Raw genomic sequence first — 18,570 nt, forward strand, 5'->3', positions numbered from 1 at the left:
TGGGGGCTGCGTCCCGGATGTCAAGCCCGGCCTTGCGGCCGCCCCTTCGGGGTTTGCAGGCTTGACATCCGGTCCGCAACCCCGTTTCGGCTTCATGTCACGGGGATGACCCGGTGTGGAATGGCCGCCTGCTGTGAGCCATCGGGTCGCCTTTCTCTCGGGTGGCTGGGGCTGATTTCGGTTCTGTCGTCTGGTGTTTGGTTTGGTCCGGCCGTCGAGTTCGTGTTGTTGGTCTGGGCTCGTTGGGTTGGGTTTGTGGGCGCGTTGGGGTTGCGCCCGGGCTTTCGTGCGCGGGCGTCATCGGGTGACCTCCGGGGTTCTTGGGGTGGGGATCAGTTCCCGGAGGTTGTCCCAGTAGGCGGCTGGTAGGGCTTTGCCGCCGGGTTGTGGTGTTCTTGTCTTGTCCATGTTGGACGGTGGGGTGAACATCGGGCGTCCTCGGCGCATGGTGATCGACCAGTGCTGGTCGTGGATCCTTCGGTGGTGGTGCGGGCAGAGCATCACCATGTTGTTGATCTCGGTGGGGCCACCGTCGACCCAGTGCTCGATGTGGTGGGCTTGCGGGGTGCCCGGCGGGCGGTCGCAGCTAGGGAACGCGCACACGCCGTCTCGTTGGAGGAGCGCTGCGCGGATGTGGGTGGGGGCGGTTCGTTGCGCGGTTCCCACGTCGAGGGGGAGGCTGTCGCTTCCGAGGACCATGGGCAGGACCTCGGCGTCGCAGGCGATGCGGCGGATGTTCTCGGGGGTGATGGACTGCTCGGTGGTCGTCAGGAGGCCGGGCATTTCGCTGGTCAGGCGGTTCTTGAGGTCGTCGAAGTCGATGGTGACCGTCAGGTGGGGGCGCTGGCCGCCGGTGCGCGGCATCTGGTCGGAGTCGAGGGCGAGGTCGACCATTGCCGCGAATCCGTCCGCGTTGCGCTGGCCGACCGTGCGGGGGTCCTTCTCGCCGTTGGTTTCCGGGCGCGGTGCGGCCAGGGGGCGGAGGGCCTCCACGAACTTCGCGCCGGTCTCGCGGTCCAGGCGGGCTTTGATGACCAGCATGCCGTCGCGGGCAGTTGCGTAGTGGAGTTCGCGAGCCTCGTGCTGGGCGCGTTCGTCCTGCAGCACTCCCTCGTGGTCGAACACGTACTTGATTCGTTCGGCCAGTTTTGCCAGGTCGCGCGGGCACATTCGGCGTGCGTTCTGGACCAGCAGCGCCTCGACCTCGTGCGCGCGGTGCTGGGCGGATTCAGGCAGTGCTCGAATGCAGCGCGTGATAATAGTCGCGTGTTCGATTCCCATCGTTCCTTCGGTCAAAGACTTGGCCGTGATGGGCAATTCAGCCGGCGACGGTTCGCTGTGCTCGTCCGAGCATGTGGTCACGCCGTTGGCGACTTGGATGCGGTTCTTGGCCTCGCGGGAATCGATGCGGAGCAAACCCTGCAGCCAGGCTTGAGTGGACCGTGCGCCCTGCTCGGCGAACAGGCGGCGACGGTCCGCTTCGGCGATGAGCGCCAGCTGCTCCATCCTCGCCTGCCGGATGGAGCGCTCGATCTCAGCAATCCGTGCAGTGAGCTCGACGTTGGAGTACGACGCCGCCTGCGATGACTCCACCCACGGTCCAACGACCGCAGCACCAGGCACGGACGCATCCGTGGGCGCGGTCGCAGCCACAACTGCCTCGGCGTTCGCGCCGGGAGTCGTGGTGAAGGTGGTCATCGGTTCCATGACTCAAGTATCCCAAGCATCGAACACAATTTCGAGCACTTAAGGGTCGCACGATCCGGTGATCCACGAGCGTCAGGCGGTTCACGCTGTGGCGAACCGCGCTGGTCAGATCTGAAAGTTCTTTCAGTGGGCCAGAATCAGCCGCGCGGAAACTGAAAGCGACACCAAACGACGGTCCGCCTAAGAACGACCCCGATCAGCCCAGCCTCGCTCCGGCCGGTCCTGCTCCAGCCGCCAACTCGCCGAACGCGCCCAACCACCAACAACGAAACCAAAACCAGCCTCAACCGCCCCGAAAACGGCCACCGCGAAGTCGAAGACGAGCAAAGCCGATCCCACACCAGGCCATCCCCGTGACATAAAGCCAAAACGGGGCTGCGGCCCGGATGTCAAGCCTGAAACCCCGAAGGGGCGGCCGCCAGGCCGGGCTTGACCTCCGGGACGCAGCCCCCACAATCCACCAAACACGGGGATGGCCCCACTGACAACGGAACACCCAAAAGTCCCAGCCACAACGGCAACAGAAAAGCAAACGACGAAAAGCCTTGCAGCCACGACCAAACCACGCTAGCCTCGCAACCGAGCCCCGGATGGGCCTACACATGGAGGTAGCGGCTTCTAAAGCCACCATCGAGCTGCGACACGAGTAAGTGTCCCGCATCTGGTTACGTCGGACTGCAAAGACGTGCGGTCCAACGTGCCTGCCTCCACGTCCCTGGCCCGCGGGGCTCCAGTGTGTCTGCATCTCGGTGCAAAACCTCCGATCGCTCAAGATCAGGAAAGGTGTGCATGACCGAGAAAGAGACAACCGACAACTTCGACGTCCGAGCCTTCAACAACCAGGTGATGGCGGAGTTCCGAAGGAACGAAGGAAAGCTGACCGGCTGGATGGAGGGCTGGTCGGTGTGCATCCTGACGACAACGGGTGCCCGCACCGGCAAGCGCAGGGAAACCCCGCTCGGCTACTTCGAGATCGAAGGTCAACCGCTGGTCGTGGCCTCGGTGATGGGTGGCCCGAAGAACCCGGCCTGGTACCACAACATCCGCAAGAACCCGCAGGTCACGGTCGAGACCGGCGCTGAAACCTACGAGGCGATCGCAACCATCGAGACCGGTGCGCGACGCGATCACCTCTTCGCCGCGGTGGCGGAGCAGAACGAGGGAATGCGCGAGTACCAGAGGAAGACGACGAGAGTCCTCCCGGTGGTCACCCTGCGCCGAATCGACCCGATGTCCACTCAGGACTCCCCGGGTGAGGAACGAGTCCGAGGTCTGGGCGATTTCCTGGTAGAAGCCCACGACTGGCTGCGCACGGAACTAGCGGAACTCCACCGCCAACTGGACGAGATCATCGAGGGCAACACCGACCCCGATCTCGTCCGCCCGAAGCCGAGCCTGGCCCAGCAACTGCGAACGCACTGCACGGAGTTCTGCGCAGCCCTGAAGCAGCACCACACCGGCGAAGACCAGGGCGCCTTCCCCATGCTGACCCAGCAGTTCCCAGACCTAGCCCCAGTGCTGGAAAGGCTCGGCGAGGAGCACGCCGTCGTATCCAGGCTGCAGAACGAGATCCGCCAGCTCGTCGACGAGTACGTACCGGGCAAGACCAACCCGGCGAAGCTGAAGAGCCACCTCGAGACCCTGACCCAAGACCTCGAAGCCCACTTCACCTACGAGGAGAAAACGATCGTCACCGCCCTCAACACCCTCGGCCCAGCCCCGAACATCCCGTGAGCCGGCCGAGGAATTGAGCGAAACGGCTCTGGCCGTCCCGGCGCTGCGCTAGGTTCGCCCGGCAGCTGATCTTGGGGGTTGATGGGCATGGGGGCAGGCGACCTGTCGGGAGCGGATTCCTCATCTGTCGAGGAGTTGCTCAACCGGGCGTTCGAGCGTCGTGAGCCGCTCTTGCTGGAAAACGACCAGGTGGTCCGAGCGTCGTTCATCGCCGAACTCGTGGTTGCGTCTTCTGAGCGCGGACCTGGCCCGGCTCTGGAGTTGATCGGCGCTCGGATCACCGGCGATGTGGATCTGTCGGACTGCTCGGTGTCCGTCCCGATGGTTTTCCGGAACTGCCGGTTCGAAGGCGATCTGGTGCTCGACGATGCCAGCACATCGCGGATCCACCTGGAGAACTGCGAGATCGGCACGGTTCGGGCCGCCCGGCTTCGATGCGAAGGGCCGCTGTGGCTTCGCAGACTGCGCAAGGCTGTTCACGTCGATCTGGAAGACGCGCGCATCGCTGGAGAAGTGGACCTGCAGGGCAGCAGGGTCAACAACACCAGCGGTATCGCGGTGAACCTCACGACCGCGCACATCGATGGTGATCTGGTCGTGAAGAACACCGATCTGCGCGGCACACTTCATCTCCCCGGGGCAGTGGTGAGCGGTGCCCTGCTGCTGGAGCTCGCGATAGCCGCCAATCCGGGCGGTGTCGCGGTCGATGGCACGTCAGCGAGCCTCTTTGGGATTGGACGCGAGAGGGGCCAGGTTCAACGGGAAGGTTCGGTTCGCCGGGGCACGGCTGGGCGGTGATCTGAACCTGCAGAGCGCGCAGCACGACCACCCCGATGCTTGCGCGATCGACTTCAGCGGTGCGGAGATTCGCGGTTCTGCCCATCTGCGTTCGGGTTTCTCCTGCCGCGGCGTTCTGGACTACCGGCACGCCACGATCACCGGTCAGCTCCGGCTGGACAGAGCGGCGATCACCTCCCCGCATTCGAGCTCGGGCATGGTGATCGCCCTGGACTGGGCGGGCATCGCTGGTGGGGTCGAGGCGACCGAACCCGTTGTGGTCGACGGGGTGATCAACCTCGTCGGTACTCGCGTCGGCGGTGTCTTCAGAATCCGGGACGGCCAGTTGACCGGGAGGGGAGGACGCGCGATCAACGCCGTCGCCGCATCGTTCGGTGCCGGTTTCCGGTTGGAAGGCGGGTCCAGGCTTTCGGGTGCGGTGCGCGTCGCGACCTGCACGATCAGCGGTGACGTGGTGCTCGACGGTGTCGAAGGCACGTCCTTCGACCTTTCGAACAGCACGGTCAGCGGTCTCGTGTCGATCTGCAACGGCAAGCTGATGTCCCAGGGCGGCGACGCCTTGCGCATCGCGACCAGCGAAGTGTCCGGCGACTTGAAGCTCGCCGGCTTGGAGCTGGCAGGGGATGGTTGCGAGCCCGAGGACGGTGGCGATGCGGGGAAGTCTTCGGTCGATCTGCTCGTTGCGACCGCGCACCTGTCCGACACGACGATCCGGGGTCGTCTGCATGCGGGGACGGGTTTTCGCTGTTCGGGTGAGGTTCGCCTCGTCAACCTGGTGGTACCGCACGTCACGTTCCACGGCGCCGTCCTGGAAGCACCTGGCGAGCTCGTGATCAGTGCTTCGAATCTGACGGTGGACACCGTGGTTCTCTCGAAGATCTCCGCGGACGGCGGCGTTGTGCTCGCGTCGTCGGAGATCAGGCACGTTCTGCGAATCACCGAAGCGGCGGTCACCGGTGGTGCGCGGAGGATGGACCTGGAGGAAGTGGGTTCGTTCTCGCTCGATCTGACCGGCACGACGGTCGGTCGGCAGCTGAACATGGCGGAGAGCTCTTTCGCGGACAAGGTCATCCTGGCGGATGCGGTGATCGGCCAGGACGTGCGGCTCGACGACGCCCAGCTCGGCGGGCGCAGCGGGTGTGCGCTCGATGCTGTCCGGCTCAAAGCCAGTGTGGTCCGACTGCTGCCCGCGGAAATGCCCGGAGGGGCGATTCGCTTGGCCAACGCGCAAGTCGGCTTGTTGGTGGATCGAGCGGCGGCGTGGCCACGAGAGCACGAGGTCGATCTGGCCGGGTTCAGCTACGAGCGGCTCACCGCAGAGGTGACGTTGCCGGAGCGTCTTTCGTGGCTCGAGCTCGCCACGCCGCAGTTCGTGCCGGGGCCGTACGAGCAGCTGGCGAACTGCCTGACCGCTGCGGGGGACAAGGATGGTGCGCGGACGGTCCGCTTGGCCGCCGTGAGGCGCTCTTATCGCGAGCCGGGGATGCGCGACACCCGGTCCGTCCGCCGGCGGGTCAGGTACGCGCTTCGCCGGGGATGGGGGTTTCTGCAGGATTCGGTGCTCGGTTACGGATATCGGCCTTCGCGAGCTGTGGTGCTGTTCGTGCTCCTCTGGGGGCTCGGCGGCGCGGCTTTCGCCTTGGGCAGCGGACCGTGTCTTCTCACCGGGGTGCCCGAACTCGGTCCATGCGCGGTCAAGGCCGACGAACACCCGGCGTGGGACCCGTTCTTGTACGCCTTGGACCTGCTCATCCCGCTCCTGGATCTCGGGCACGAGAAGGCGTGGGACGTGATCGGTCCGTCCAAGGCGGTCATGTGGGTGCTGATGGTTTCCGGGTGGGTGCTGGCCACCGCGATCATCGCAGCGGCCAGCAGAACCTTGCGCCGGAACTGATCGTTCGATGAAACCCCTGGGTGCTTAACGGGTCGTTGGGTGGGGTAGTGCGATGGGGGTTTGTCGGCTTTGGGCGGGCGGTGATGATGAAGGCTTTCGTGATGAAGGAGATCGGGCAGGTCGGGTTCGTGGACAAGGCCGTGCCGCGGCCCGGGGCCCGGGATGCTGTTGTGCGGACGACCAGTGCTCTCATCTGCACTTCGGATTCGCACACCGTCAGGGGCGGGATCGGGCCTCGGGAGGACTTGACGCTCGGTCACGAGGCTGTTGGCGTCGTGCACGAGGTCGGTGATGAGGTGCGGGACTTCCAGCCGGGGGATCGCGTTCTGGTCGGTGCGATCACTCCGGACTGGGGGAGTTCGGCGGCGCAGAACGGGCATCCTTCGCAGTCCGGTGAGCCGCTCGGCGGGTTCAAGTTCGCCAACCGCAAGGACGGGGTTTTCGCCGAGTACTTCCACGTCAACGACGCCGATGCGAATCTCGCGCGGATTCCGGCGGAGATTCCCGACGAGGCCGCCGTGTACTGCGCGGACATGCTCTCGACGGGGTTCGCCGGTGCGGAGAAGGGCAACATCCCGATCGGGGGGACCGTCGTCGTGATCGCGCAGGGGCCGGTCGGGTTGATGGCCACGGTGGGGGCGCGGCTCCGCGGGGCCGGGCTCGTCATCGGGGTGGAATCCGTTCCCAACAGGCAAGAACTCGCGCGGACCTACGGTGCCGACGAGATCGTGGACTTCACGAAGGAGGACGTCCTCGAGCGCGTCCAGGAGCTGACCGGGGGCGACGGGGCGGACACCGCGGTGGAGGCGCTCGGTGCCGACGCGACGTTCCAAACCGCTGTGAAGATCACCAAACCCGGCGGGACGATCTCCAACATCGGCTACTTCGGCGAAGGCGAGTTCGTGCGCATTCCCCGCGTCGAGTGGGGAGTGGGCATGGCGGAGAAGACGATCGCCACCGCGCTGTGCCCGGGCGGCAGGTTGCGCATGGAGCGGTTGCTGCGGGTGCTGCGGACCAACCGGGTCGATCCCACGCCCATGACCACCCACAAGTTCCGGTTCGACGAGATGGAACGGGCTTTCGAGGTCTCCGATCAGAAGATCGAGGACACCATCAAGGTCCTGGTCACCTTCTAGGCGCACGCCATGCTGGATCTCGACCCACCGCTCAGGCCGGTCCGCAGACCCGGAGGTTACCTGCCGCTCGAGGACCTCGGTCTCATCGGCGACGGTGCGGCGGCAGCGCTCGTCGGCCTCGACGGGTCGATCCCGTGGATGTGCGTTCCCCGCTTCGACTCCGACCCGCTGTTCTGCGGTCTGCTGGACCACGCGCGGGGCGGCCACTTCACCGTCCAGCCGGAGGGCCTGGTCCAGGCCAGGCAGCGGTACGAGCCGGACACCGCGGTGTTGACCACCGACCTGGCCAGCACCACGGGCGCGGTCCGCGTCACCGACGCGCTCGTGGTGCGGTCAGGGGCCGAGCTCGCCGACGACGCTCCAGCGCAGCGAGCCGAGCTCGTGCGATCCGCCGAGGTCCTGGACGGCGACGTCCGGCTGCGCGCGACCCTGCAACCCCGCGGCGGTGCGCAGGTCCGTCCGCTGTTCAGCGGCCTGGAACTGCACGTTCCCGGCCGGTCGGACCTGCGCCTGCACCTGCGTTCGAACCGCCCGCTCAACGGCCTGGACAGCACCCACGAGCTCCACCGCGGCGACCGGCTCGACCTGGTGCTGTCCTGGGGACGCATCCACCGCCACCACCGCCTCGACGCCGAGCGAATGCTGCGCGACACCGCCGACGCGTGGCGCAGGTGGATGGCGCACTTCGACTACGACGGCCCGGAAGAACCGCTGGTGCGCCGCGCCGCGATCACCCTGAAGCTGTGCGACGACTGGGTCAACGGTGCGCTGGTCGCCGCCCCGACGTCGTCGTTGCCCGCGCCGATCGGCGGGATCCGCAACTGGGACTACCGCTACACCTGGATCCGGGACGCGGCGTTCACCGTGTTCGCGATGCGCCGCGTCGGCTTCGGCGGCGAAGCCGACGCCTTCCTCGGCTGGGTCCTCGATGCCTTCGAGCAGAGCCGGATGCCGCGGATCATGTACACACTCGACGGCGGCCCGGTACCCGACGAGGTCGAGGACGCCGAGCTGGAGGGCTACCGGCGTTCGGCCCCGGTGAGGTGGGGGAACGGCGCGGCCGACCAGCGCCAGCACGACGTCTACGGCGAGGTGCTGGACTGCGCCGACCAGTGGCTGCGCGCGGGCGGAACGCTGGAGCCGGCGCTCAGAGCCGGTTTGACCCGGCTCGCCGACACCGCGGCGAAGGCGTGGCGGCAGCCGGACCAGGGCATCTGGGAGGTGCGCAGCGAAGGCCGGGTGTTCACCTACTCGGCCGGGATGTGCCAGGTCGCGTTGGATCGAGCCGCCGCGATCGGTGATCGCAACGGGCTGTCCGCGCAGGTCGCGAGCTGGCGGGCCGCGGCGGACAAGCTGCGCCAGCTCATCCTGGACCAGGCGTGGGACGAGCGCGCCCGGACTTTGCGCGAACACCTCGACGGCACCGGCGGTCTGGACGCGAGCTTGCTGGCGCTCCCGCTGCGCCAGGTCGTGCCGGTCGACCACCCGCGCATGATCGCCACCGCGGATGCCATCGCCGAGCGGCTGTCGGCCGGCGGCGGCTTGCTCTACCGGTACTTGCACGACCAGTCGGCGGACGGCTTGCCCGGTGACGAAGGCGCGTTCGTGCTGTGCAGCTTCTGGCTGGTCGACAACCTGGCGGGCCAGGGGCGGATCGAGGAGGCCGAGCAGCTGTACGCCTCGCTGTGCGCCAGGGCGAGCGCTCTCGGCTTGTTCTCGGAGCAGATCGATCCGACCACCGGTGCGTTCATGGGCAACTTCCCGCAGGCGTTCAGCCACATCGGCGTCATCGCCAGCGGGGTGATCCTCTCACGGGTGAAAGCGGGGCTGCGATGATCGATCGGCTCGTCATCTTCGGTGCCACGGGCGACCTCAGCGCCCGGTTCCTGCTGCCGGGACTGGCCGCGCTGCGGGCGGAGGGACACCTCGGGGATCGGTTCCAGCTGGTCGGTTCCGACCGCAGCGACTGGGACGACGGGCAGTTCCAGTCCTGGGCCGCCAGCCAGCTCGAACGTCACGGCGGCGGGTTGCCGACTGACGCGAGGAAGGCGGTCGTCGCTTCAGCCCGGTTCCAGCGGGCCGATGTCACCGACAGCGCCGACGTCGCTTCGGTCGTCGCCGGTGACGACCCCCTGGCCGTCTACCTCGCCCTTCCACCAGCGCTGTTCCCCTCCGCTGTCACCGCGCTGCACCGCGCGGAACTCCCGGCGGGCAGCCGGATCGTGCTCGAGAAGCCGTTCGGCGAAGACCTGGACAGCGCGGTGGAGCTGAACCGGCTGCTCGCCGAGCTCGTGCCTGAGGAGGCGGTGTACCGGGTCGACCACTTCCTGGCCATGACCACCGTCGCGAACGTGCTCAGCGCCCGGCTCGCCAACCGCGTGCTCGAACCGCTCTGGAACAGCACCCACATCGCCGAGGTGGAGATCGTCTGGGACGAGGACCTCGCGCTGGAGGGCAGGGCGGGGTACTACGACAGCGCCGGGGCGCTCAAGGACATGGTGCAGAACCACCTGCTGCAACTGCTCTGCCTGGTCGCGATGGAACCTCCGGTCAGCCTCGGCGAGCGCGATCTGCGCGACCGGAAGGTCGACGTGCTGCGCTCGGTGCGGCCGCTCACCGACGACGACGTCGTCCACCGCACGCGCCGCGCCCGCTACGCGGCCGGCCGGATCGACGACCACGACGTTCCCGCCTACGTCGACGAGGAAGGCGTGGACCCGGGACGCCGCACCGAGACGTTCGCCGAGGTCGAGCTCGAGATCGACAGCTGGCGCTGGTCGGGCACCAAGTTCCTGCTGCGCAGCGGAAAGGCGCTCGGCGCCGACCGCAAGGAGGTCACCGTGCGGTTCCGGCCGGTGCCGCACATCCCCTTCGGGCACGGCGGGGAAGTCCTGCCCAACGTGCTCCGGTTCGGGCTCGAGCCGGAAGGCCTGGCGCTCGACCTGACCGGAATGGGCCCGCACGCGCGCACTTTCGCTCCGTTCACGCTCACCGCGCGCATGGACCCACCCGATCTACCTCCCTACGGCCGGCTCCTGCTCGACGTGCTCACCGGCGATCCCGCCCTGTCCATCCGCGGCGATGAAGCCGAAGAGGCCTGGCGGGTCGTCACCCCCGTCCTGTCGGCCTGGGAACGGGATCTCGTTCCCCTCCAGGAATATCCGGCAGGTTCGCAGGGCCCGTCATGACCGGCACGGGGACGGGGGAGCGGCCCCGGGACCCGTGCCCCAGTCGGTGGGCGAATCGGACAGGCGGTAGTCGATGGTGCCGCCCGCGCGGACGCGCTCGAGGTCGATCCACACCTGCTCCTGCGGGGTGTTCGACGTGCGGACTTCGTCCACGTACTGAAGTTTCGCGCCGTCGGCGTTCGCCGCGGTGATGGTCAACGGCGCTCCACCGGGGATCCGCACCACTGCTTCGGTGAACCTCGGGGCGTTCAGCACGAACTGGCCGGTGCCCGGTGTCGCGGGGTACAGGCCGAGGGCGCTGAAGACGTACCAGGCCGACATCGTGCCCAGGTCGTCGTTGCCGGTCACCCCGTCGGGCGCGTTGGTGAACAACGTTTGCTGGGCGCGGACCACCGCCGAGGTCTTCGCCGGCCGGCCGATCAGCGAGTACATCCACGGCGCGTGCAGGTCCGGTTCGTTGTTGGGGTTGTAGCGGAACTGGCCGTAGTAGTCGTACGGGTCGATCACCCACTCCTCGCGGGCCGTGCGCGCCGGGTCCTGGACCAGCTGGTCGTGGGCGAAGAACGTGTCCAGCCGCTGCTCGGCTTGCTGCGCGCCGCCGACCGCGTCGAGCAGTCCCGGGACGTCCTGCTGCGTCAACCACTGGTACTGCCAAGCGGTTCCTTCGTGGAAACCCTTGTCGGAGACCGGTTCGTAGGGTTCGAACCAGGTCCCGTCGGCGTTCTTCGGGCGCGGGAAACCGGTGAAGCCGCGCTCGGCGTCGTGCACCGCCGGGTCCCAGACGTTGCGCCAGTTGCGTCCGCGTTCCGCCAGCTGCGCGGCGTCCTCCGCGCGTCCCAGCGCCCCGGCCATGACCGACAGCGAGCAGTCGGCCAACGCGTACTCCATGGTCGCCGAGCCGCCGTGCGCCGGGTCGACGTCCTGGCCCTTCTTCGGGAAGTCGGGGTCGTACTGCACGAATCCCTGCGACAGGTACGAGTCGTTGCCGGCCCGGCCTTCGAACTTCGAATCGGCCGGCGGGACCTCGTTGGCGTTGCGCCGCAACGCTTCGTAGGCCTGCTGCTCGCGTCCGTCCAGCGCGCCGAAGCGCCACAGGTCGACCAGGAACGGCGTGACCGGGTCGCCCGTCATGGTGTTCGTCTCGAAGTTCGCGTACGCCCAGCGCGGCAGCCAGCCGCCCTGCTCGTCGATCGCCAGCACGCTGCGCGCGATGTCCCGCGCGCGGTCCGGGGCCAGCAGCGCCAGCAGCTGGTTCTGCGTGCGGTAGGTGTCCCACAGCGAGAAGAACTGGTAGTAGGTCCAGTCCTCGGCCCGGTGGATCGCGTCGTCGAAGCCCCGGTACCGGCCGTCGGCGTCGGTGGCGGTCGACGGTTGCAGCAGGACGTGGTAGAGCGAGGTGTAGAAAACCGCTGTGTCGTCCGGAGTTCCGCCCGCCACCCGGATCCGGTCGAGTTCGCGGCTCCAGCGGTTCTGGGTCTGCTGGCGGATCTGGTCGAAGCCGCGCGAGCCCTCCGCGGCCAGGTTCGCGTCCGCGCCCGCAGCGTCCACATAGGATATCGAGGTTGTCGCGGTGACCTGGTCGTCGCCGAAGGTCAGCCACGCGCCGCGCAGGCCTTCACCGCCGGAGACCGAGCGGCGGTCGAACTGCCCGCCGTCGGGCTGCCACGTGCCGAAGGACTCCACCGGCTTGTCGAAGCGGGTGGTGAACCAGAGCGTGTAGTCCTCGCCGCCGCAGAAACCCTTGCTGCGCACCCAACCCCGCACCGTGCGGTCGTCGACCACCTCCAGCCCGCTGGCCTTGACCGGGTTGCGCACGTTGGCCTGCCCGACGTTGAGGAACACGTTCGCCGGACCGCCGTCGAACGTGTAGCGCTCGGCCCCGACGCGCGTGTCGGCCGTCGCCTCCACGTCGATGCCGCCGCGGTCGGTCAGCCGGGTCCGGTAGTAGCCCGCCTCGCCGACCTCGCCGTCGTGGGTGTAGGCCGAGGCGTACTGGTCCTGGTCGAAAGTGGACGGTGCGGTGATGTCGAAGTCGTGACCGGGGCCGGCGCCGATGCTGCCCGCCGTGGGCAGGGTCGAGACGAGGCCGCCCTGCTCCCAGCACCCCGCGCCGGAGAGGAAGAAGTGGCCGAAGCCCTTGATCCGGGCGTCGTCGTAGCGCCATCCCGCGTAGTGCGTGCCGATCGGGCTGACCTGCGTCATGCCGAACGGGGCGGCGGCGCCGGGGAACGTGTTGCCCTCGTCCTTGGTGCCGATGAAGGTGTTGACCGCGCGGACCGGGTCGGTGGGTTGCGCGGTGGCGGGCAGTGGGGTGGTGGTCAGCGCGGTCAACAGCAGCGCTGCGGTGGTCGCGAGCCGATGGCGGTGTGCTGGCACGAGCCCTCCACGACTTTGACAACGTTGTCAAACTTCGTTCGACCACCAGCCTAGGGCGATATCGGTGGTCCGCGGCAATCGTCCGGGTGAGTGATCCTCTTCGCCGGAGAGCTCTGACCTGCGCTAACGATCCGAATCCCGCGGTGCGTCGGAGCGTTCGCCGCGGAGCACCTCGATGCGGTCCGAGCCGGGGCGGGACATGACCCAGCTCGATCCGGTCAGCGACTTGGCGTGCTTCTTCAGCGGCGCCAAGCGGCTGGACACCTCGTCGTAGCCCGACACGGTGCTCGGCGTGCACACCAGCGTCGCCAGCGACAGGCTCACCGGCACGCCGCCCGCCGAGCGCTCCGGGTCGAGCACCAGCTCGGCCAGCGACACCAGGTCGTCCAGATCGGCCACCAGCAGGAAGTCGTCGCCGCCGACGTGCCCGACCTGCACCGAGCTCAGCGAGGTCGCCGCATCGGTCAGGCTGCGGCCGATGGCGCGGATCAGGTCGTCGCCGGCGGAGAAACCGGCCGTGTCGTTGACCGTCTTGAACCCGTCGATGTCCAGCCAGCTCACCGCGAAGACCTCGTCGGCGGCGATGCGCCGGGTGACGTCGCGGGCGATCGCGTCGCTGCCCGGCAGCCGGGTCAGCGGGTTCAGCGCCGCCGCCTCCTCCACCTTCAGCTCCGCCATGCCGCGGATCAGGTCGCCGGCGCGCACCGCGCCCAGGCAGCGGCCCAGCTCGTCGACCACGATCGCGTCGTCGTACATCCGGTTCTGGGCGGAGCCGGTGACCAGGCTCAGCGCCTCCATCGCGGTGGTCGCGGTGTTGACCACCCGAGGCTCGTCGGCCAGGCGCGAGGCCGGGCGCTTGGCGTGCAGCGCGTGGCCGTACGGGCCGGTCACCGCGAGCAGGAACCGGTTGCGGTCGATGGTCCACTGCGGCCGGTTCCGGTCGTCGACCAGCACCACACCGCTGATCTCCGGGTGGTCGGCCAGCACGCCGCGCACCTTGTCGGCGGTGACGTCGGTGGGCAGGATCGTCGCGGGGGACAGGAACTCGGTGACGCGGGGACCGCTGGCCAGCGAGCTGATCGGCGGACCGTGCGGATCGGTCACCTCCGCGGCCACCCCGGGCACGCTGCTGGCCGTCGGTGGCCGCCGCGCCGCGGGAGCGAGCAGGTTGCCCTGCACCAGGCGGACGCCGTTGCGGCGCAAGGTGGTCAGCTGGCGCTCGTTCTCCACGCCTTCGGCGACCAGCTGGCTGTCGGTGGACTCGCACAGGTGGCGCACCGACTCGACCACCGCGATCCGCGCCGGGCTGTCCGGCAGCTGCTGGACCACCCCGCGGTCCAGCTTGACCACGGCCGGGCCGATGTCGGCGATCAGGTTCAGCGGCACGTCGCCCTCGCCGACGCCGTCCAGCGCGATCTGGAACCCGTCGGCGCGCAGCTTGTCCACCCCGGCCAGCAGGTCGTCGGTGTTCAGCCGGGCGAACGGCGGGCCGATCTCCAGCGTCACCTCCTGCTCGCGGCGGCCGATCTCGCGCAGCCGCTCGCGCAGCAGGTCCAGCCGCTCGAGGTCGTGGATGACCGTGCCGCCGAAGATGTTCAGGTGCAGCGGCAGCAGCGACTCGTGCTCGGCGGCAGCGGTCAGCGCCGCAGTCGCCAACGCCACGTCCAGCTCGGTCAGCCGCCGTTGCCGGGCAGCCTCCTGGAACAGCTCTTGGACGTGCTTGCCAGCCGGTCGGGCCAATGCCTCGATCGCGACGATGGCTCCGGTCTTGATGTTGATCAACGGCTGGAACGCGAAGCGCACTTCGTCAACCAGCGCTAGCACGGAGTCGATGTTGCCCGCACTCATGCTGCTCCATCGACGGTGTTCACGACCTGTTCACCGACATCTCAGTTCCTCCTCCTCGGTGGAGGACCGCCTCTCCCCGCCGACCAACTTAGCGTGCTTGACCAGCACCGAACACGGGTTGCCGCAAGTGGGTGGCGGTTGACACAACAATTCGCAGCGCAACGACCACGGTGGGTGCCCGGTCTGCCGGAAAAGCCCAGGTCTCAGCTGCCGCCGAGGCCGTGGCGGGCGAGGCGGTGGCCGACCGACAACCCGCCCAGCGCCAGCCGGCGGCGGACGCGCCACGGCGCGCTCGCGAACAGGGCGGACATCGCCGCTGCCGTGCCGGCCGGATCGTCGTCGGGGGTCAGGAAGGCAGTGCGGTGGCGCTCGGCGAGCCCGAAGAACAGTTCGAAGAACTCCGGCACCTGCTCGGGCGGGAAGGACAGCAGCGCTTGGAGGGCCCGGTGGCGCAGCACGTGGCCGGTCACAGCGCGCGGTGGCCAGAGGATCGACCAGCCCGCGCGCGCCGCCGCAGCCGGGCCGGACGGCAACGCTGCGCTGATCGCCGCAGCCAACCACGGCGCGCGTTGCAGCGACGCGGCGATGCTGAACCCGCTGGCCGGGTGCACGAAACCGGCGGCCGCGCCGAACGGGATCACCCGCCCCGGCCGGGGCAGCGGGTCGTCGACCGGGAACCGCACCCGCTCCTCGGTGATCCGCTCCGACTCGTCCACCCCGGCGGCCGCGAGCCGCCCGGCCAGCCGCCTACGCAGCTGGGCCAGCGGCAGGGCGGGGCGCCGGGCTAGCGAGGTCTCCTCCAGCAGCACCCGGTCCGGCCCGACGTGCGCGGCGTAGAGGAACGTCGGCCAGCCGCCGCGCGTCTGCGGGGCCGGGCGCCAGTCCATGAACACGCCCGAGTCGCGGCTGCAGAACGGCTCGGCGGCCGCGGCGCTGACCACCCAGCCGACCGCGCTCTGCTGCGCGGGCGTGTGCGCCGGGCGGCCACCGGAGAGCGTGCGGGCCGCGCCGGTCGCGTCGACGACGACGGCCGCGGCGATCCGCCTGCCGTCCTTGAGCACCACCGTCGACCCGGTGGGGCCGTGCTCAGCGGCCTTCGCGCGCCCGGTGACCTCCGCGACGTCGTGGCGCCAGAGGTGCTTCCACAGCGCGGTGTTGTCCAGGACGGCGTACTGCCGGGCCCATTCGTGCCGGTGCGTGCCGTGCAGGGCCATCCGGTCCACGACCGAGGCCAGCGCGGTGCCGGGGACCGACGCGGGCAGCTCATCGCGCCACGAGCCGTAGGTGTGCGGCCACACGCGGCGCGGCGCCGGATCGACCAGCACGACCTCGAGGCCGGTGTCGCTGCAGGCCGCAGCCGCGGCCCGACCCGCCGGACCGCCGCCGACCACCACGACATCTGCCACGGTGGAATCAGATCACGACCGGCGCCACCCCCGCCGCCAGGGCACGGCCTCCGCCGTCGAACATCACACAGATCGAGTTCGGGTACTTCCACCAGCTAACGTGTGGCCATGCAGGATGCGCAGCTTCGGACCGGTCGGCGGAGCGGTCGTTCCGGCCCTCGTCGAGCCCCTGGTGACCTGGCCGCCAGCCCGTTCCGGGCGGATCGCGACCGGGTGTCCAGTTCGGCGTTCTTCGCCCGGCTGGGCGGGGTCACGCAGGTCGTCAGCCCCAGCGGTTCCGGCCTGCTGCTGCACAACCGGCTGACGCACAGCCTGAAGGTCGCCCAGGTCGCCCGCGCCATCGCCGAACGACTGGTCGCCGACCCCGTCGACCTGGCCAAGATGGACCGGCTGGGCGGCTGCGACCTCGACGTGGTGGAGGCCGCCGGGCTCGGGCACGACCTCGGCCACCCGCCGTTCGGGCACCTCGGCGAGAGCGTGCTGGACCGGCTCGCCCGGCAGCGGTTCGCGCTGCCCGACGGCTTCGAGGGCAACGCCCAGAGCTACCGCGTGGTGACCCGCATCGACGTCCGCGGCACCGACGGCGACGGCCTGGACCTGACCGCCGCGGTGCGCGCGGCGCTGCTGAAGTACCCGTGGACCCGGCTCTCCGAGCCCCAGCCGCACCCGCGGCACATGCCGGTGCCCCCGCGCGGTGCCTCCGAACCGGACGAGGCGCCGGGCACCGGGTCGGCGAAGTTCTCCTGCTACCGCACCGAGCTCGACGACATGGTCGACGCGCGGTCGCCGTTCCGGGGGCTGCTGGCGGACTGGCAGCAGACCGTCGAGGCGTCGGTCATGGACACCGCCGACGACATCGCCTACGCGATCCACGACCTGGAGGACTTCCACCGCGTCGGGATCCTGCAGCACACCAGCGTCTCCCACGAGCTGACCGAGTGGCTGGGGCACGCGGTGGAGTTCGCCGGCCGCTCCGACGCCGACCTCGCCGGTGAGGAACTGCGCCCCGGCTGCTCGCTGGAGCGGCTGCGCCGCCGCCTGCACGCCAAGGACGGGTGGATCGCCGACGACGAGGCGTTCGTCAGCGCGGTCAAGAAGGTCGTCGCGAACCTCGTCACCAAGCTGCTGGAAGTGCCCTTCGACCGCTCGCAGCAGGCCGAGCAGGCCGTCGCGGCGTTCTCCGGGGAGTGGACGCAGCGGCTGGTGGAGGGCATCCAGGTCGTCGAGGAGCCGCCGACGCGCTCCGGGCACGTCGCGCTGGCCGTCGAGCAGTGGCACGAGGTGCAGGTGCTGAAGTTCGTGCACCGACGGTTCGTGCTGCAGCGCCCGGACCTCGCGCTGCACCAGCGCGGCCAGGACCGGCTGCTGAGCAAGCTGGTGGAAGCGCTGGACAACTGGCTGATCGACCGCAGCGAGGCCGCCCGGCTGCCGCACCGGTTGCGCGACCTGTTCGACCGGGCCCGCGCCGAGCTCGTCGTGCTGCACCGCGACGCACCGGAACTGCTGGTGCAGCCGGGGGAGCAGGTCGAGCTGGACGCCGCGCACATGGAGCGGATGGCGCGCGGCCGAGCGGTGATCGACTTCGTCGCCTCGCTGACCGACGACCAGGCCGCCGCGCTGCTCGAGGCCCTCTCGGGCCGCACCACGCGGCTGTGGAACGACACGTTCGTGCTGTGAGCAGGGCCCGCGAGCTCCCCGGTGGGGGACGCGCCGTCGAGGTGGTGCCGGAGCGCGTGGCGGGCTGGTTCGACCGCTTCGCGGTGTCGCACGGCGGTGTCGAGCGCACCGTCGTGGAGCCGCGGCGGATCGAGGTGCGCGCGGGCGACGGCGGGCGGGCGGTCGTCGACGTGCCGTTCGGGCCGCTGCCCCCGCCGCACGGCGAGCAACCCGGGCTGGTGGTGCAGCCGCTGGTCGAGCACCTGGAGCAGCCGCGCCGGATCGGGCTGGTGCTGGTGCGGCTCGGCGCGCACAGCGTCGGCATCGCCCGCGGCGGCCGGATCGAGCGGTCCACCACCGGTCGGCACCTGGTGCACGGCCGGAACAAGGCGGGCGGCTGGTCGCAGCAGCGCTTCGCGCGACGCCGCGAAGGCCAGTCGCGGCGGTCGCTGGAGGACGCCGCCGACGCGGTGGCCCGGGTCCTGCTGCCGGTGCGCGACGAGCTCGACGCCGTCGTGCTGGGCGGTGACCGGCAGGCGCTCGACGTGCTGAAGGAGGACCGGCGGCTGGCCGACCTGCTGTCCTCGGCCGAGGACCGGGTGCTGGACGTGCCGGAACCGCGCCGCGCGGTGCTCGACGAAGCGGCCAAGCGCGCCACCGGGGTGGAGATCCAGGTCCACGACGGCGTGTGACCGAGGAGATGTGATCCGCTAATAATTCGGTGGACATCGCCCGTTACACTGGTTTCGTGGTCACCAAGCGTTTCGTGGTTCGCGTTCCCCGCGCCACCCCGTCGCTGATCCGCCCGCTCATCGATTAGCCGGGCC

Annotated in this window: 12 protein-coding genes; 8 read left to right on the forward strand and 4 right to left on the reverse strand. The window is 69.4% G+C overall.

What is annotated here, in order from left to right; translation table 11 throughout:
* Window positions 1–297: 297 nt before the first annotated feature.
* Entirely contained in the window at window positions 298–1,707 is a 1,410-nt protein-coding gene (locus tag OU415_RS20960; RefSeq protein ID WP_270950622.1) for an HNH endonuclease signature motif containing protein, read from the reverse strand.
* Window positions 1,708–2,496: 789 nt separating this feature from the next.
* On the opposite strand from OU415_RS20960, the gene OU415_RS20965 reads away from it, so the two are divergent.
* The 6 genes from OU415_RS20965 to OU415_RS20990 all read left to right on the forward strand — a co-directional run bounded on the left by OU415_RS20965 (window position 2,497) and on the right by OU415_RS20990 (window position 10,457).
* The gene (locus tag OU415_RS20965) at window positions 2,497–3,441 is read left to right on the forward strand and encodes a nitroreductase/quinone reductase family protein (protein WP_270950623.1); all 945 of its coding nucleotides are present in this window, start codon (window positions 2,497–2,499) and stop codon (window positions 3,439–3,441) included.
* Window positions 3,442–3,528: 87 nt separating this feature from the next.
* Window positions 3,529–4,239, forward strand: coding sequence for a hypothetical protein (locus OU415_RS20970; RefSeq protein ID WP_270950624.1), 711 nt, complete (start codon window positions 3,529–3,531; stop codon window positions 4,237–4,239).
* Window positions 4,175–6,133 carry a hypothetical protein gene (locus OU415_RS20975; RefSeq protein WP_270950625.1) on the forward strand — a complete coding sequence of 653 codons (1,959 nt, stop codon included), beginning with the start codon at window positions 4,175–4,177 and terminating at the stop codon, window positions 6,131–6,133. The genes OU415_RS20970 and OU415_RS20975 overlap by 65 nt, the downstream gene beginning before the upstream one ends.
* A gap of 101 nt (window positions 6,134–6,234) precedes the next feature.
* Window positions 6,235–7,269, forward strand: a complete 1,035-nt coding sequence (locus tag OU415_RS20980) for an NAD(P)-dependent alcohol dehydrogenase (protein ID WP_270950626.1) — start codon at window positions 6,235–6,237, stop codon at window positions 7,267–7,269.
* Between the two features lie 9 nt (window positions 7,270–7,278).
* A complete protein-coding gene (locus tag OU415_RS20985; protein ID WP_270950627.1) occupies window positions 7,279–9,105 on the forward strand; it encodes a glycoside hydrolase family 15 protein in 1,827 nt (608 codons plus the stop codon).
* A complete protein-coding gene (locus OU415_RS20990; RefSeq protein ID WP_270950628.1) occupies window positions 9,102–10,457 on the forward strand; it encodes a glucose-6-phosphate dehydrogenase in 1,356 nt (451 codons plus the stop codon). Before OU415_RS20985 ends, OU415_RS20990 begins: the two co-directional genes overlap by 4 nt.
* Here OU415_RS20990 and OU415_RS20995 read toward each other — a convergent pair.
* From OU415_RS20995 to OU415_RS21005, 3 genes are all read right to left on the reverse strand, one after another.
* Window positions 10,452–12,833 carry a GH92 family glycosyl hydrolase gene (locus OU415_RS20995; protein ID WP_270950629.1) on the reverse strand — a complete coding sequence of 794 codons (2,382 nt, stop codon included), beginning with the start codon at window positions 12,831–12,833 and terminating at the stop codon, window positions 10,452–10,454. The two genes, OU415_RS20990 and OU415_RS20995, sit on opposite strands and share 6 nt — an antisense overlap.
* 123 nt (window positions 12,834–12,956) lie before the next feature.
* Entirely contained in the window at window positions 12,957–14,681 is a 1,725-nt protein-coding gene (locus OU415_RS21000) for a GGDEF domain-containing protein (RefSeq protein ID WP_270950630.1), read from the reverse strand.
* Window positions 14,682–14,884: 203 nt separating this feature from the next.
* Window positions 14,885–16,087, reverse strand: a complete 1,203-nt coding sequence (locus OU415_RS21005) for a lycopene cyclase family protein (protein ID WP_270950631.1) — start codon at window positions 16,085–16,087, stop codon at window positions 14,885–14,887.
* 108 nt (window positions 16,088–16,195) lie between these two features.
* Between OU415_RS21005 and OU415_RS21010 the strand changes: the two genes are divergently transcribed.
* Both OU415_RS21010 and OU415_RS21015 read left to right on the forward strand, forming a co-directional pair.
* The gene (locus OU415_RS21010) at window positions 16,196–17,764 is read left to right on the forward strand and encodes a deoxyguanosinetriphosphate triphosphohydrolase family protein (RefSeq protein WP_270950632.1); all 1,569 of its coding nucleotides are present in this window, start codon (window positions 16,196–16,198) and stop codon (window positions 17,762–17,764) included.
* A complete protein-coding gene (locus OU415_RS21015; RefSeq protein WP_270950633.1) occupies window positions 17,761–18,435 on the forward strand; it encodes an acVLRF1 family peptidyl-tRNA hydrolase in 675 nt (224 codons plus the stop codon). Before OU415_RS21010 ends, OU415_RS21015 begins: the two co-directional genes overlap by 4 nt.
* Window positions 18,436–18,570: the final 135 nt, after the last annotated feature.

Origin of the sequence: Saccharopolyspora oryzae (assembly GCF_027853915.1) — a bacterium.
In the GTDB taxonomy this organism is placed as follows: Bacteria; Actinomycetota; Actinomycetes; order Mycobacteriales; family Pseudonocardiaceae; genus Saccharopolyspora; species Saccharopolyspora oryzae.